At 68.7% G+C, this 14,604-nt stretch carries 14 protein-coding genes; 12 read left to right on the top strand and 2 right to left on the bottom strand.

Translation table 11 applies throughout. The features are described from left to right. The first annotated feature begins 250 nt into the window (after positions 1-250). A complete protein-coding gene (locus tag AB0J16_RS10205; protein ID WP_358536811.1) occupies positions 251-373 on the top strand; it encodes a hypothetical protein in 123 nt (40 codons plus the stop codon). 155 nt (positions 374-528) lie between these two features. Here AB0J16_RS10205 and AB0J16_RS10200 read toward each other — a convergent pair whose 3' ends face one another. After that, positions 529-669: a hypothetical protein gene (locus AB0J16_RS10200; protein ID WP_358536809.1), complete on the bottom strand. Its 141-nt coding sequence runs from the start codon at positions 667-669 to the stop codon at positions 529-531. Between the two features lie 254 nt (positions 670-923). Between AB0J16_RS10200 and AB0J16_RS10195 the strand changes: the two genes are divergently transcribed. Beyond that, complete coding sequence (locus tag AB0J16_RS10195) at positions 924-1,301, top strand: hypothetical protein (RefSeq protein WP_358536807.1); 378 nt, start codon at positions 924-926, stop codon at positions 1,299-1,301. Positions 1,302-1,377: 76 nt separating this feature from the next. Here the strand turns inward: AB0J16_RS10195 and AB0J16_RS10190 are convergent, their stop codons facing one another. Next, a complete protein-coding gene (locus AB0J16_RS10190; RefSeq protein ID WP_358536805.1) occupies positions 1,378-1,578 on the bottom strand; it encodes a heavy metal-associated domain-containing protein in 201 nt (66 codons plus the stop codon). 77 nt (positions 1,579-1,655) lie between these two features. On the opposite strand from AB0J16_RS10190, the gene AB0J16_RS10185 reads away from it, so the two are divergent. The 10 genes from AB0J16_RS10185 to AB0J16_RS10140 all read left to right on the top strand — a co-directional run bounded on the left by AB0J16_RS10185 (position 1,656) and on the right by AB0J16_RS10140 (position 14,574). Further along, the gene (locus AB0J16_RS10185) at positions 1,656-2,828 is read left to right on the top strand and encodes an FAD-dependent oxidoreductase (protein WP_358536803.1); all 1,173 of its coding nucleotides are present in this window, start codon (positions 1,656-1,658) and stop codon (positions 2,826-2,828) included. Between the two features lie 42 nt (positions 2,829-2,870). Continuing rightward, positions 2,871-3,743, top strand: a complete 873-nt coding sequence (locus tag AB0J16_RS10180) for a F510_1955 family glycosylhydrolase (RefSeq protein ID WP_358536801.1) — start codon at positions 2,871-2,873, stop codon at positions 3,741-3,743. Between the two features lie 195 nt (positions 3,744-3,938). Continuing rightward, entirely contained in the window at positions 3,939-5,312 is a 1,374-nt protein-coding gene (locus AB0J16_RS10175) for an MFS transporter (protein WP_358536798.1), read from the top strand. Positions 5,313-5,459: 147 nt separating this feature from the next. Next, positions 5,460-7,178 carry a VanW family protein gene (locus tag AB0J16_RS10170; RefSeq protein WP_358536796.1) on the top strand — a complete coding sequence of 573 codons (1,719 nt, stop codon included), beginning with the start codon at positions 5,460-5,462 and terminating at the stop codon, positions 7,176-7,178. 32 nt (positions 7,179-7,210) lie between these two features. Next, the gene (locus AB0J16_RS10165) at positions 7,211-7,570 is read left to right on the top strand and encodes a hypothetical protein (protein ID WP_358536793.1); all 360 of its coding nucleotides are present in this window, start codon (positions 7,211-7,213) and stop codon (positions 7,568-7,570) included. A 60-nt stretch (positions 7,571-7,630) separates the two neighbouring features. Further along, positions 7,631-9,148 (top strand): multicopper oxidase family protein, encoded by a 1,518-nt coding sequence (locus AB0J16_RS10160; RefSeq protein WP_358536792.1) that lies wholly within the window; start codon positions 7,631-7,633, stop codon positions 9,146-9,148. 320 nt (positions 9,149-9,468) lie between these two features. Further along, the gene (locus AB0J16_RS10155) at positions 9,469-11,046 is read left to right on the top strand and encodes an ABC transporter substrate-binding protein (protein ID WP_358536789.1); all 1,578 of its coding nucleotides are present in this window, start codon (positions 9,469-9,471) and stop codon (positions 11,044-11,046) included. Continuing rightward, complete coding sequence (locus AB0J16_RS10150; RefSeq protein WP_358536786.1) at positions 11,043-12,002, top strand: ABC transporter permease; 960 nt, start codon at positions 11,043-11,045, stop codon at positions 12,000-12,002. Before AB0J16_RS10155 ends, AB0J16_RS10150 begins: the two co-directional genes overlap by 4 nt. Next, on the top strand, positions 11,999-12,850 hold the full coding sequence (locus AB0J16_RS10145; protein ID WP_358536783.1) for an ABC transporter permease: 852 nt from the start codon (positions 11,999-12,001) through the stop codon (positions 12,848-12,850). The genes AB0J16_RS10150 and AB0J16_RS10145 overlap by 4 nt, the downstream gene beginning before the upstream one ends. Further along, positions 12,847-14,574, top strand: coding sequence for an ABC transporter ATP-binding protein (locus AB0J16_RS10140; RefSeq protein WP_358536781.1), 1,728 nt, complete (start codon positions 12,847-12,849; stop codon positions 14,572-14,574). The genes AB0J16_RS10145 and AB0J16_RS10140 overlap by 4 nt, the downstream gene beginning before the upstream one ends. The last annotated feature ends 30 nt before the right edge of the window (positions 14,575-14,604 follow it).

Genomic DNA, 14,604 nt, shown 5'->3' with positions numbered 1-14,604 from the left:
ACGATGATAGATAGTAGGAATGGCCAGCGCAGCAATCCCATCAAAGGGGATTGACGACCATGAGTCGGTGAATTAACACCAATTCACCGACCCCATTCTCACGCTATGGACGTCAAACCTGTGCGCCGCGAGCGGCGCGGACGACGGCGGCTGGCCACTGAGAACCCCGAGGTCCAGCGGCGGTTGCTCGCTGCCGCGGGGGAGATCTGGGGCGATCCGCCGCGACGACCCGGACCTTCTCCCGCAGGCCATGCTCGCCCTGAACCAGCACATCGCCGCCCTCTGGCTGGAGCACCCCGACTGGTACTCCCGCCGGCAGATCAAGCAGTTCCTCTCCGATTTCGTCGCCTTCGGCCTGAACGGCAACCGCTGAGCAGGCTCATACTTCCTGGCTGAAACAAGGGAGACGCACATGCGAAATCGCACCCTCGTCGTGCTGGTCAGCGTGCTCCTCCTGGTGGTGATGTCCGCGCCTGTCAGGGCCGGCGCGGCGTCGTACGAGCCCCCCGCCTGGAATCCGCCCGCCGGTCAGAACGTCACGACCGTCCGCTGGGGCCCCATCACCATTCCCGCCATGTCCGGCGGCAAGGTGGGCGAGATCAAGAACGAGATCGCGCTCGACGGCAACTGCAACCCGCTCATCGACATCATCACCAGCTGCCGCAGCATGAAGATCGCCAAGCCGTGCGAGAACTGCTACATCACCGGCATCATGCCCGACCTCGTCTTCGCCGGGACGAACACCGGCGTCAACATGGACACCGGCGGCATGCTCCACCACGCCGTCAACCGTCAACTTCAGCCGCTGGGACGCCACCTGCCCACCCGGCCTGGGAGACTCGATCAACCGGCTCGGCCTGCTCCAAGGCGGCAACGAACACTTCTTCGCGGCCGGCTACTCCGACTCCCACTGGACCACGATCGTGGCGCGCGCCGGGACCCTGGTGGCGGTCGGCGGCCACGCCCACGACCACAGCATCAGCGTGTCCCTGGAGAACGCGACCAAGAACCGCTACTTCTGCACGTCAGTCGCGGGGTACGCGCCGGAATCCATGGACGTGCCGGCGGGACCGGGAGCCGGTACGGACGAGCATCCGGCGAGCGCGAACACCGTGACCACGGATGGGCATCCCAACGCACCGCTGATGGCGTACATGGGATCGGTATCGGACTTCAGCCCCTGTGAACCGAACCTGTCCTTCTCTCTCGGCGACCGGATCCGGGTGCACACCCAGTACAACGAGCCGGCCGCCTATGACAGCGCGATGGGCATCATGGTGGCGTTCGTCCGCTGGCGGTGACCAGTTGAGACCGGCCCTGGCGCTTTGGCGCGCCCGGGCCGGTCTGCCGTTCACCAACGAGCCGAGGACGGTCCGATCAAACGGCGGTCAGTTCGTAGCCCGCCTCTTCGACGGCATCGCGAAGCAGGGCTTCTTCGGCGGTTCCGGCCACGGTGACCGTGCCGCTGGTCAGGTCCACCTCAACGTCGGTGACCCCGTCCACCTTGGAGATCTCCGACTTCACCTTGCCCGCGCATCCGCCGCAGGTCATTCCGCTCACCTTGTACGTGCTGCTCATGACATCTCCTCCTGGTTCGGTTAAGCCCCCTGGGGGTATTTTGCATCATATACCCCCTATAGGTATAGTCCGCGACCATGAGAACGCTGAACACCGTTGCCGTCGTCGGTGCCTCCCTGGCCGGCCTGCGTGCCGTGCAGACGCTCAGGCGGGAGGGCTTCGCGGGCGACATCACCCTGATCGGTGCCGAGCGCCACCTGCCCTACAACCGCCCGCCCCTGTCCAAGAGCATGCTGAGGGGCGACGAAGAGATCACCCTGCCCGGCGCCGATGAGCTCGGCGACCAGTGGCTGAAGGGCCGCCAAGCGGTGCGTCTGGACACCTCCGCCCGGCGCCTCACCTTGGACGACGACACCGAGCTCGGTTACGACGGGCTTGTCATCGCCACCGGCGCCCGCCCGCGCCGCCTGCCCGACCACCCCGACGGCGTCCGCACCCTTCGCACCATCGAAGACGCCCTGGCCCTGCGCGCCGAGCTACAGGCCGGGCACGAGCGCGTCGTGGTCATCGGCGGCGGTTTCATCGGCGGCGAGGTGGCCTCGACCGTCCGCGCCCTTGGTCTGAGCGTCACCCTCGTCGACGCCTCCCCGTACCCCATGACGAATGTCCTGGGCGCCGAAACGGCGCGCTGGCTCGCACGCCACCACCGCGACAACGGCGTCGAGCTGGTCGGCGACACGCGCGTGACCGGTTTCGAGGGCAACGGCCGGGTGACGAGCGTGCGGTTGGGCGACGGCCGGACGCTGCCCGCCGACCTGGTCATCGCGGGCATGGGCGTCACTCCGAACACCACCTGGCTGGAGGGCAGCGGCCTGACGCTGAGTGACGGCGTGGTGTGCGACGAGACCCTGTACGCCGCCGACAACGTGGTGGCGGCGGGCGACGTCGCGCGCTGGCCGCACGGCCTGTTCGGCGGCGAACTCGTACGCGTCGAGCACTGGGCGAACGCCAACGACCAGGGCGCCCTCGCCGCCCTCAACCTCCTTGCCGGCCCGGAGAACGCCAAGCCGTACGCCGACCTCCCCTCCTTCGCCACCCACATGCACGGCGCCCGCATCCAGACCGCCGGACTGCCGCACCTGGCCGACGAGAGCCGCCTGGTAACCGGGGAGCCGGACGAGAACCGATTCGCGATCGCCTTCGCCAGGAGCGGCGTGCTCGTCGGCGCCGTCGCCGTCAATGCCCCCAAGGACCTGATCCGCCTCAAGCGCGCCACCGCCGCGGGTGACCACCTGAACACTGTCGGGTGACCCAAGGACGCTATCTACGATAGCCAATAGTAGTATTCGGCCATGCAACATGTGGGTCGGCGGCTGCTTTCGGCAGCCGCACTGAGCTTCGCCTTGGTCGCGTGCGGACAGGCGGCTCCGGAGCACGGCGGAACGAGCGGGTCGCCGGACCTCGGGGTCGGCCACGTCCACGGCGTCGGCGTCGATCCGGCCGATGGCGTCCTCTACGTCGCCGGGCATTACGGGCTGTTCACGGTCACCTCCTCGACCACCGTCGCCCGCGTCGCCGACCGGGACCAGGACCACATGGGCTTCACGATCACCGGCCCCAAGACCTTCCTGGCCAGCGGCCATCCCGCCGCCGAGGACGTCTCCTCGGATCGTCCGCCGCACCTCGGACTGGTCCGCTCCACCGACGCGGGGCTCACCTGGAAGACGATCTCGCAGGACGGCTCCGCCGACTTCCACTCCCTCCAACTCGCCGGCGAGAACCTGTACGCCTTCGACAGCCAGACCTCGAAGGTCTGGCGCAGCGGAGACGGCGGCGCCACCTGGACGCAAGGCGCCGAAGACAAGATCCTCGACCTGGGCGTGAGCGCCAACGAGCCCACCCGCCTGTACGCGACCACCCCGGAAGGCCTGAAGGTGAGCGAGGACGGCGGCGTGAACTTCGTCGAGGTGACGACGGCTCCGCTGCTCAGCCATGTGGACGTCCTGGCCACCGGCCTGATCGTGGGCGCGGGGGCCGACGGCCGCATCCACACCAGCCAGGACGCCGGCAAGACCTGGACCGCCGTCGGCAAGCTACCCGGCCAGGCCACCGCGTTCACGGCCGTGGACCGTCAACGCCTGCTGGCCGCCCTTGAAGACGGCACCGTCCTGGAGTCCAAGGACGGCGGCAAAACCTTCACCACGGCCTTCGCCCCGGCGAACTGACCCATCGCCGGCTGTTTGACCGGAGCGGTCTCACGCCCCTTCCTCCTTCCCGCCGTCGGTGTCGGAGAAGAGGTTGCCGAGCTCGAATTCGTAGGTTGACATATACCCCCGCCTTGTATAGAACACTCTCGATGTTGATACCCCAGAGGGGTATATAGCTCGATGGTGACCGCGGTTGCCCGGGAGGAGACGGACATGGGATTGTTCGCGATTCGCGACTACCGGCGGCTGTTCAGCGCTCAAGTCATCGCGCTGTTCGGTACCGGTTTGGCCACCGTCGCGCTGGGGCTGCTCGCGTACGAGCTCGCAGGTCCGCGTGCCGGTGCGGTTCTCGCCACCGCACTGACGATCAAGATGGTCGCGTACGTGGTCGTCGCACCACTCGCGGCCGCGTACGTCGATCGGCTGCCCAGACGTCGATTTCTGACGATCCTCGACGCGGTGCGCGCTCTGGTGGTGATCGCGCTGCCGTTCGTCACCGAGGTGTGGCACATCTACGTCCTGATCGGGGTTCTCCAGACCGCGTCAGCGGCGTTCACCCCGACGTTTCAGGCGGTCATCCCCGACATCGTGACCAAGGAGGCCGACTACACCCGCGCCCTGTCGGCATCGCAGGTGGCCTACACCATGGAGAGCCTGTTGAGCCCCGTGCTCGCGGCTGTGGCACTCACCTTCATGTCGTTCAACCTGCTGTTCATCGGCACTTCCGTCGGGTTCGCCGTGTCCGCGCTGCTGGTCCTGTCCACGCGCATCCCCAACGCGCGACCCAGTTCACACACGAACGCCTGGGACCGGGCCGTGGCGGGGATCCGCACCTTCGCGGCCACCCCGAGCCTGCGCGGCGTCATGGCACTGAACCTCGTAGTCGCCGCCGTCGGCTCCATCGTGGTCGTCAACACCGTGAACTACGTCCGCGACGTTCTCGGCGGAGCCCAATCCGATGTGGCCTGGGTGCTCGCCGCGTCCGGAACGGGGACGCTGCTGGTGGCCCTCGTCCTCCCGCGCGTCCTGGACCGGGTGGCGGACCGGTTCGTGATGCTGATCGGTGCCGCCGTACTGATAATCGCGGTCGGCGCGGCGGTCACGATGTCCGCGGCGAGCGTAGCCGCAGCACTGCCGACCGGGGTGACCTGGGCAGCGATCGGCGGCGGGATGGCGCTGATCGTCACGCCGACCGGGCGGGTGCTTCGCCGGGCGGTCGATCCCACCGGAATTCCCGAGGTCTTCGCCGCCCAGTTCTCGCTGTCCCACCTGGCCTGGCTGGTCACCTACCCCATCGCCGGATGGGTCGCCACGCAAGCGGGCTTCACGATCACCTGGACCGTGCTGGCGGGCCTGGCGGCAGTCGGAGCTGTCACGGCCCTGGCGGTCTGGCCGCGCGACGAGAAGGTCCAGGTCGGAGAGCGTACGACAGCGGCGGTCCAGCCGCGCATCAGGAAGGCCGAGGCCGGAGGCCGCGCCGCGGCGGTGGCTGCTTCCGCCAGGACCGAAGTCGCCACGCGGGAAGTCGCGGAGGCTGCGGAGGGCACTCTCGCGGCATGCCAGTGCGCCTGCGTTCGCACCGTCTGAGTTCGCCGAGACAGGCGTCTCCAGAGCACGACGAAACGAACGGGTCGTCGAGTGGCCGGCTTCCTAACTATCTACGACTTGCGCTAGTAGGGCAGTTAGACTTCTCGCCATGTGCCATGTCGATGCACGATCTCGCAGGGCCTTGCGATGAGCCCGCGTGCCGCTCTGGCGCAGCAGGCGGCGCCCAAGAGCGGCCGCGCGGAAAAGCGCCGACGTCGCTGGATACTCGTCGCGGTCGCGGCGGTCGCCGTCATGGCTGCGGCTTATGCCGTTCCCGCGATCGCCTTGGGGGGTCAGGTGCCGTCCGGCACCAGCATCGGCGGCGTGGACGTCGGCGGCCTGCCGGAGGCGGACGCTCGCGCCCGGCTGGAGCGTGAGCTCGGCGAGCGGGCCACCCGACCGATGGCGCTGTCCGTGGCAGGCAAGACGACTCGGCTGACCCCCGCCGAGCTCGGGCTGGGGTTCGACATCCCGGCGACACTCGAGGCGGCGCTCGACGGCGCGGGCAGCCCGGCCGGAGTCGTCCGGTCGTTGTTCGGCGAAGACAGAGAGCTCCAGCCACGGATCACGGCCGACGAATCCCGCCTCACCGCCCGACTCGCCGCTCTGGCCAAGACAATCGACCGCGAGCCTCGCGAGGGCGGCGTGCGCTACCAGGGCCTCGAACCGCAGGTGATCCCCGCCAAGTCGGGCCGCGCCCTCGACCGCGACGCCGCCGCACGGCTGGTCCGCGAGGCCTTCCTGGGAAACCGCGCTACGGTCGCGCTGCCCCTCCGCACGCTACCGCCCAGGATCTCGTCGGCCGAGGTGCGTCGCGTCGCGGGCTCCCTGGCCACCGCGGCGGTCGCCAGTCCGCTGACCTTGGTCAACGGCGACAGGAAAGCCGGCCTGACCCGCGCCCAGTTGGCCGCCGGGCTTCGCTTCGTCTCCGACGGCCAAGGCAGCTTGCGCCCCTCATTCCGCAGCGGAGAACTCCTGCCTGACCTGCAGAAACAACTCGTCCCGGCAAGCCATCAGCCCCAAGACGCCTCCTTCGAGATCGTGAAGGGCAAGCCGCGCGTCCTCCCCGCCCGTCCCGGCCGGGGCATCGACGCGAAGGCTTTCGGCGGGGCCGTCTCCGCCGCCCTGGCGGCCGGCCGGCGTGAGGTGACGGTACCGGTGGCCGAGGCGCAGCCCCGGTTGACCACCGAGCAAGCCGGGAAGCTGGAGGTCAAGAAGAAGGTCAGCACCTTCACCACCCGCTACCCGTGTTGCGCGCCACGAGTGACCAATATCCACCGCATCGCCGACATTGTGGACGGCCATGTCGTCATGCCCGGCGAGACGTTCTCGCTCAACGGCCTGGTCGGCAAGCGCGACAAGGCGCGCGGCTTCGTCGAGGCGCCGATGATCCTGAACAACCGGTTCGTCAACGACGTCGGCGGCGGGGTGTCGCAGTTCGCCACCACGATGTTCAACGCCGTGTTCTTCGGCGGATTCCAGGACGTGCAGCACATGGCGCACCAGTACTACATCACCCGCTATCCAGCCGGCCGCGAGTCCACCGTCTCCTATCCGCAGCCGGACTTCCGCTGGCGCAACGACTCCCCGTACGGCGTGCTGATCAAGACCTCCTACACGAGCACGTCGATCACCGTGGACTTCTGGAGCACCAAACGCTACGACGTCACCGCCCAGAGTTCGGCCCGCTACGACGTCAAGACCGCCCCCTCCCTCACCGACTCCGGCAAGGACTGCATTCCCATGGGCGGCGCGGAGGGCTTCGCGATCGATGTCTGGCGCATCTTCAAGAAGGACGGCAAGGAAGTGCGCAGGCAGAAGTTCCACACCGTCTACGCCGCCGAGCCACGCCTGACATGCAAGTGAGGAAGCTCTCCGACGGTGCTCATTCTGGAGGCATGAGGCGAGCACATCGCATGGTCTTGCGCCTGATGTTGCTCGTGGCTTTGGCGCTCGGCGTCGTGGCGATGCACTCCCTGGGCCATCTCAGCGAACCCGGCATGTCTCTCAGCACCCACCATTCCGCCATGCAGGCCACCGGCCTCTCCCACACCGGGCAGCCTCCCGCCGACCATCACCCCACCATGGCGGGCTGGGTGTGCTTGGCGATCATCGGCATGGGTGTGCTCCTGCTCTGGCTGGAGTCGAGCCGTCGCCGCATCTCCGGCGCGCCCTCTCGTACCGGCCGCTGGTTGCGGCTCTGGTCACAGGTTCCGCGCGGCCCGCCGCCGACTCGCACGGTCGTGTTGCGGATCTAGAGCGTCCCCGGACCAGCTCTCGATCCCTTCCCTGTACGACCTTCCAAGCGAGGCATCACCATGACCATCGATCGACGCACCATGCTCAAAACCGGCCTCGGCCTGCTCGGCGGGGCCGTCCTCGCAGCCTGTGGCGGCACGAGCCGTGACCCCTCCACCTCCTTCGTCACCCCGGCCGGGCCGCAGGTGCGCGCCGCCGAGCAGGCCCGCCGCCCGGGCGCTGTCAGGGATTTCCGCCTGGTCGCCGCCGAAACCCAGGCCGACCTCGGCGGCCTGACCGTACGGACCTGGGCGTACGACGGCCGCATCCCCGCCACCCCGATCCGGGTGAACGCGGGCGAGACGGTACGCGCCCGCCTGGTCAACCAGCTTCCCGCCGACACCAGCATCCACTGGCACGGCCTGGCGCTGCGCAACGACGCCGACGGAGTTCCGGGTGTCACGCAGCAGCCGGTCAAAACGGGCACGGAGTACGTCTATGAGTTCACCGCGCCCGACCCGGGCACGTACTGGTTCCACCCGCACTCCGGCACCCAGCTCGACCGCGGCCTGTACGCACCGATGATCGTCGAGGACCCGCGCGAGCCGCTCGCCTACGACGAGGAGTGGGTCGTCGTCCTCGACGACTGGCTCGACGGCGTCACCGGAACCCCGGAGGACGTCCTGGCCGAGCTCTCCCGAGGCATGGGCGGTATGAACCACGGCGGCATGGGCGGCGATCCCTCGTCCAGCCCTTCGCCGGGCAAGGGCGGCCACATGCTGATGGGCGCGACGAGCCCGCTGCTCGGCGGCGACGCGGGCGACGTCCGCTACCCGCACTTCCTGCTCAACGGCCGCGTCCCCACCCAACCGGCGACCTTCTCCACCAAGCCCGGCACCCGGCTGCGTATCCGCCTGATCAACGCCGGCGGCGACACCGCCTTCCGCGTCGCCCTGGCCGAACACCGCCTGACCGTCACCCACACCGACGGCTTCCCCGTACGGCACACCGACACGGATGCGCTGCTCATCGGCATGGGAGAGCGCTACGACGTGCTCGTCACCCTCAAGGACGGCGTCTTCCCCCTTGTCGCGCTGGCCGAAGGCAAGAACGCCATCGCTCGCGCCCTGATCCGTACCAGCAAGCAGTCCTCGACTCCACGCGCGGACCAGCGCCCTCGCGAGCTCGACGGCACGGTGATCCGCTATGACGGCCTCCAGGCGGACGATTCCGCGCGGCTGCCGGCCAAGCAGCCGGACCGCACCGTCAAGCTGGAGCTCACCGGCAGCATGATGGCCTACGACTGGGCGATCAACGGCCGCAAGTACGACCCCAAGACCATCATGCCGATTCGGTCCGGGGAACGGGTTCGCCTGTCGTTCGTCAATCGCACCATGATGTGGCACCCCATGCACCTGCACGGCCACACCTTCGCCCTGCCGAGCGGCGCCCGCAAGGACACGGCGATCGTCCTGCCGAACAGCACCCTCGACGTCGACTTCCAGGCCGGCAACCCGGGCATCTGGATGATCCATTGCCATAACGTTTATCACGCCGAGTCCGGCATGATGACGCTGCTCGGCTACCAGCAGACCTGACCGAGCCGCTGATCGGACTCCGGGCAACTTACGACGAACCTTCGTAGTCAGCGAGCCGCTGCGCGACGGTGGACATCGATGCGGCCGCCTGGCAGGCGGCCGCATCGGCATCCGGCCCCCGATATTCGCAGGTCAGCTGACTAAGGGTGTCCCCTGCGGCGAATTACGGTGTTTACATAACTGGCACTTGTATCTACGGAAAATGCCTATAGAGTCGCTTGAAACGCCGCCCCTGACACCGAGGACGTCTCGACCTCTCATACCCCCCGGAGGTTTCTGTGCATCGCCGCTTTCTGAGTTTGATCGTTACAGCGGCAGCCTTGACGGCGCTGGCCGGCTGCGGCACCGGCAGCCAGCCGCCCCCCGGCGCAAAGGCCCCGGCAGCGGCGGAGAGCCTCACCATCGCCATCTCGTCCGACGAAGGCACCTTGACCCCGTTCACCAACCAGACCGGCTACCCGGGCAACAACCTGGTGAAGCTGATCTTCGACACGCTGGTCGTCGTCCAAGGTGACGGGGTGACGCCGCTGCTGGCCAGGGAGCTGCGGACCACCGACAACAAGGTGTTCACGATGCCGCTCCGCCAGGGCGTCACCTGGCACGACGGCAAACCGCTGACCGCCGAAGACGTCGCGTTCAGCGTCGACTTCTACAAGAAGCACATGGAGGGCGACTCGTCGATCGACCTACGCCCGGTCGAGAAGGTAACCGTGTCCGGCGACACGGTGACGATGATGCTCAAGGCGCCCGACCCGGAGTTCCCGCGGCGGATCTTGGCCGATATGGCGATCCTGCCCGAACACGTGTGGTCATCGGTGGCGAAGGTCAGCGAGGCCGGGACTGACAAGGCGATCGGCACGGGTCCGTACAAGCTGACCAAGTATGACAACGCCCGCGGCTACACCCTGACGGCCAACGCCTCCTACCCCATGGGCAAGGCGAAGGCCGACACCGTGAAGATCGTGGTCATTCCGGAGGAGTCAACGCAGTTCGCGGCCCTGCGGACCGGTGAAGTGCACATGTCCACCAAGATCGTCCCGCCGCAACAGCTCTCCGCGCTGGAGAAGCAGCCGAACATCGGCGTGGTGAAGGGCACCGAGTTCGCCTCTACGCTGCTGGCCTTCAACACCGGCCGGGCTCCGTTCGACAAGCCCGAGGTACGCCGCGCGCTGGCCAAGGCGATCGACGTGACCGACCTGGTCAAAACCGCGCTGCTGGGTCAGGGCACGCCCGGCAACCCCGGCTTCATTCACGCGGATTCGCCCGTCAAGCCCGATCAGCTCGCTCCCCTCTACGACGTCGAGGCGGCCGAACGGGAGCTCGACGCCCTGGGCGCCAAGCCGGGCGCCGACGGGATCCGGGTGCTCGGCGGCAAGCCGATGTCGTACGAGCTGCTGGTCCAGAGCACCTCCACCGACCGGCTGCGCAGCGCGGAGCTGATCCGGGACATGCTCAAGGCGGTGGGCGTCGCGGTGAAGGTGACCGCGCTCGACCCCGACTCGCTGGACGCCAAGGTGTGGCCCGACTACGACGTGAGCAAGGGCCGCAACTATGACATGTCGATGTGGGGCTGGTCCGCGCCGGTCATGCTGAGCAGCGGATCGATCGCCCAGCTTCTCGCCTCCGATCCGGAGGACGGCTCGCTCAACGTGGTCGGGTTCAAGAACGACAAGGTGGACGAGGTCATCCGGACGCTGACCTCGGCCCCCACCATGGAAGGCAGAACGGCGGCGGCCAAGCAGCTTCAGGCCCAGATCGCTGAGCAGCTGCCGTTCCTCACCCTGTACTACCGCAATGGCGCCTACGCCTTCCGCAAGGACGTCTACAGCGGCTGGACGTGGCAGAACGGCTCCGCGGCGCTCAACAAGTTCTCGCTCGTCGATTTCCAGCTCTCATGAGCTGGAGATACACCGCAGGCCGGTTCGGCGAGTACGCGGCGGTGCTCGGGGTGGCGCTCACGCTCAACTTCGCGCTGCCTCGGGCCCTGCCCGGCGGGCCGCTGAAGCTGTTCGGCAGCCCTGAGGCGCTGGCCCGGCTCACCGCCGACGAACGCGCTCAGCTCGCCACCCAGTACGGCTTCGGCAAGCCCCTGCCCGAACAGTTCCTCGACTACCTCACCGGCGTCTTCACCCTCGACCTGGGCACCTCGCTGTCCGACGGCCGCCCGGTCACCGAAGCGCTCGGTGAGGCGCTCCCCTGGACGCTGCTGCTGGTCGGCACCAGCACCGTGGTGACCGCGCTGCTCGGGGTCACCCTCGGTGTGGTGGGCGCGCTGCGCAGGCGCGAAGGCAAGGGCTCCGGCCTGCTGAGCACCGCGATCGTGCTGGATTCGCTCCCCCAGTTCTGGCTGGGCATGTTGCTCATCGTCCTGTTCGGGGTTCAGCTCCAGTGGCTGCCGACCTTCGGCGTGTCGGGAATCGAGGGTGTGACCGTCCAGGGTGTGCTGCTGCACCTGATCCTGCCGGTCAGTACGCTGACGCTGACCGGCCTCGGTTACCTGTTCCTGTACACCCGCTCTTCTCTGCTGACCGTGCTGACCAGCGAACCCATCCAGCACGCGCAGGCCCGGGGCGTACCGTACGGGCGGCTCGTCCGGCGGCACGCGCTGCGTCCGGCGCTGCTTCCCGTGCACACGATTCTCATGATGGAGATCGGCTTCCTGGCCGCGGGCTCGATCGTGGTGGAGACGGTCTTCGCCTATCCCGGGCTCGGGCGGCTGACGTTCGGCGCGATCTCGGCCCGTGACTACCCGCTGATGCAGGGCGCGTTCCTGGTACTGACGCTGCTGGTCGTGCTCATGAACGCGCTGGCCGACGCCACGTACCCGTTCCTCGACCCCCGGGCCCGCCGATGATGTTCCTACGCGCACCACGCCGCCGGCTACTCGGAGTCCAGGGCCTGATCGGAGCGGGGACCCTCACGGTCGTCCTCGGGGTCGCCCTGTTCGGGATGACCCTTCCCGACGACGCGGGCCGGGCCCGGGTCGCGGAGCCGTACGCCCCTCCCGGGGGCGGGCTGCTCCTGGGCACGGACGACCTGGGCAGGAACCTGCTCGACCAGCTCATCGTGGGCGCGGGCACCTCGTTGAGCCTGGCGTTCATCGTCGCCGCGGCCACCACACTGCTCGCCGCGCTGGTCGGCGGCGCCGCCGGGATCGGGCCACGTTGGCTGTCGGCCACGCTGATGCGCGGCACCGACATCATGCTGGTGCTGCCCGAGCTGATCCTCTACATCCTCGCGGCGGCCTTCCTCGGCCAGTCGTTCGGCATGCGGGTGGCGATCTTGGCACTGATTCTCTGGCCGGTCCCCGCCCGGGTGCTGCGCGCCGCCGTACTGACGGCGTGGTCACGAGGACATCTGGAGGTGGCCCGCGCCATGGGAGCGCCGCGCTGGTGGCTCCTCCTGCGGCACGGCTCCTACCTGATCGGCCCGCTGCTCATCCCCGTTTTCGTGCGTACGGCGATGCGGGCCGTCATCTACGACGCCACCCTGTCCTTCCTCGGGCTCGGCGACCCAACGGCGCCGAGCTGGGGCACCACGCTGTACTGGGTACAGACCAACGGCGTGTTCCTGTCGGACGCGTGGCTGTGGTGGGCGCTCCCGCCCGGCGCCGCGATCTCGCTCACCGTTCTCGCCCTCGCCCTCATCGGCACCGCCGTCGAGGAGCGTCTCAACCCCGCGCTGAGAGAGGCCGCCCGATGACCCTGGCGCTGAACGAGCTCACAGTCGGCTACGGCGGCCTGATCGCGGTGGACGGGATCAACCTCGACGTCGCGGACAGCGAGATCGTGGCGCTGGTGGGCGAGAGCGGCTGCGGCAAGACCTCGCTCGTCCGCGCGCTCCTCGGGCTGCTCCCCCGCACCGCCACGGTGACCGGCTCCGCCCTGCTCGACGGCGAGCACGAGCTGACCGGCCGCGTCGACTGGCGAGGCATACGCGGCAGCCAAGTGGCGATCGTGCCACAGGGCGCGATGACCGGTCTGAGCCCCGTCCACCGGATCGAAGCACAGCTGACCGAGATGCTCACCTTGCACGGCGGCCAGGCGCGGCCCGGTGACCTGCTCGAACGCGTCGGCCTCCAGCACGGCATGCTGCGCCGCTACCCACACGAACTGTCCGGCGGGCAGAGGCAGCGGGTCGCGATCGCTCTGGCCCTGGCCGGCGAGCCCCGCCTGCTGATCGCCGACGAGCCCACCACCGGGCTGGACGCGATCACCCAGCGGCAGGTCCTCGCGCTGTTGTCCGGGCTCGCCATCAGCACGCTGATCGTCTCGCACGACCTGGCCGGGCTCATGCCGTACGCGGACCGGGCCGCGGTGATGTACGCGGGACGGCTGGCCGAGGTCCGCTCCGCCGGCACACTGTCCCGCGAGCGTGCCCACCCGTACACCACCGGCCTGCTCACCGCCACACCGGTCGCCGACCGGCAGGTGCCGTGGGGCAGCATCCCCGGCTCGGCACCCGCGCTCGACCTGCTGCCGGACGGCTGCGGGTTCGCCCCGCGCTGCCCGCTCGCCACCGACCGCTGCACCTCAGAACAACCGCGCCTTCGTCCGTACGGCGAGGCGCAGGTCGCCTGCCATCACCCGGACGAAGCGACCTATCCGGTGGTGCCGCGGGCCGAGCATGCCCAGGGACCGCCGGTGGTGCGCGTCACCCAGGTGCGGCACGCGTACAGGACCCGTTCGAGAACGGTGGAAGCGCTGCGCGGCGTGGACCTCGACATCCACGCCGGGGAGATCGTCGGCTTGGTCGGCGAGAGCGGATCCGGCAAGAGCACCCTGGCCAGGATCATCCTCGGCCTGCTCCACCCCTCCGAGGGCCAGGTCGAGATCGCCGGCGAAGACCTGACCGCACGACGCGGCCGGGCGCTGCGCCGTCTCCAGCGGCGGATCGGCTTCGTGCACCAGGACCCATACGACGCGCTCCATCCCGGCATGCGGGTCGCGAGCCTCGTAGCCGAACCGCTGGTGCTGGCCGGCGGGAAAGTGGAGCAAGGCGTGAAAGTGGAGCAAGGCGGGAAAGTAGAGCAAAGGGTGCGGGACGCCATCACCGCTGCCGGAGTGCCCGAAACCGCCGAGTTCCTGCAGCGCTTCCCGGGTCAGCTGTCCGGCGGACAGCGGCAACGCGTTTCCATCGCGCGAGCGCTCGCCGCCGACCCCATCCTCCTCATCGCCGACGAAGCCACCTCGATGCTGGACGTCTCCACCCGAGCGGGCATCGCCACCACGCTGCGCGCTCTGGCCACGGAGCGCGGCTTGGCGGTCCTGTTCGTCACCCATGACCTCGGTGAGGCGGTGCAGTCCTGTGACCGGATCGTCGTGCTGCGCAACGGCATCGTCGTCGAGGACGGCGCCTCGGAGGACGTCTCCCGCGCCCCTTCCCACCCGTACACCGTGCGGTTGCTCGAAGCGGCTCAGACATGAAAGACGCTCAGACATGAAAGACAAGGACGG

Origin of the sequence: Nonomuraea sp. NPDC049750 (assembly GCF_040659625.1) — a bacterium.
Classification (GTDB): domain Bacteria; phylum Actinomycetota; class Actinomycetes; order Streptosporangiales; family Streptosporangiaceae; genus Nonomuraea.
Note: the sequence above shows the minus strand (reverse complement) of the source record. Positions and strands in the feature narration are given on the sequence as shown.

What these genes read in the sequence shown, in the direction of transcription:
- AB0J16_RS10205 (WP_358536811.1), top strand. Translation starts at nt 251, where the DNA reads ATGCTCGCCCTGAACCAGCACATCGCCGCCCTCTGGCTGGAGCACCCC.
- AB0J16_RS10200 (WP_358536809.1), bottom strand. Translation starts at nt 669, where the DNA reads ATGCTGCGGCAGCTGGTGATGATGTCGATGAGCGGGTTGCAGTTGCCG.
- AB0J16_RS10190 (WP_358536805.1), bottom strand. Translation starts at nt 1,578, where the DNA reads ATGAGCAGCACGTACAAGGTGAGCGGAATGACCTGCGGCGGATGCGCG.
- AB0J16_RS10185 (WP_358536803.1), top strand. Translation starts at nt 1,656, where the DNA reads ATGAGAACGCTGAACACCGTTGCCGTCGTCGGTGCCTCCCTGGCCGGC.
- AB0J16_RS10180 (WP_358536801.1), top strand. Translation starts at nt 2,871, where the DNA reads ATGCAACATGTGGGTCGGCGGCTGCTTTCGGCAGCCGCACTGAGCTTC.
- AB0J16_RS10175 (WP_358536798.1), top strand. Translation starts at nt 3,939, where the DNA reads ATGGGATTGTTCGCGATTCGCGACTACCGGCGGCTGTTCAGCGCTCAA.
- AB0J16_RS10170 (WP_358536796.1), top strand. Translation starts at nt 5,460, where the DNA reads ATGAGCCCGCGTGCCGCTCTGGCGCAGCAGGCGGCGCCCAAGAGCGGC.
- AB0J16_RS10165 (WP_358536793.1), top strand. Translation starts at nt 7,211, where the DNA reads ATGAGGCGAGCACATCGCATGGTCTTGCGCCTGATGTTGCTCGTGGCT.
- AB0J16_RS10160 (WP_358536792.1), top strand. Translation starts at nt 7,631, where the DNA reads ATGACCATCGATCGACGCACCATGCTCAAAACCGGCCTCGGCCTGCTC.
- AB0J16_RS10150 (WP_358536786.1), top strand. Translation starts at nt 11,043, where the DNA reads ATGAGCTGGAGATACACCGCAGGCCGGTTCGGCGAGTACGCGGCGGTG.
- AB0J16_RS10145 (WP_358536783.1), top strand. Translation starts at nt 11,999, where the DNA reads ATGATGTTCCTACGCGCACCACGCCGCCGGCTACTCGGAGTCCAGGGC.
- AB0J16_RS10140 (WP_358536781.1), top strand. Translation starts at nt 12,847, where the DNA reads ATGACCCTGGCGCTGAACGAGCTCACAGTCGGCTACGGCGGCCTGATC.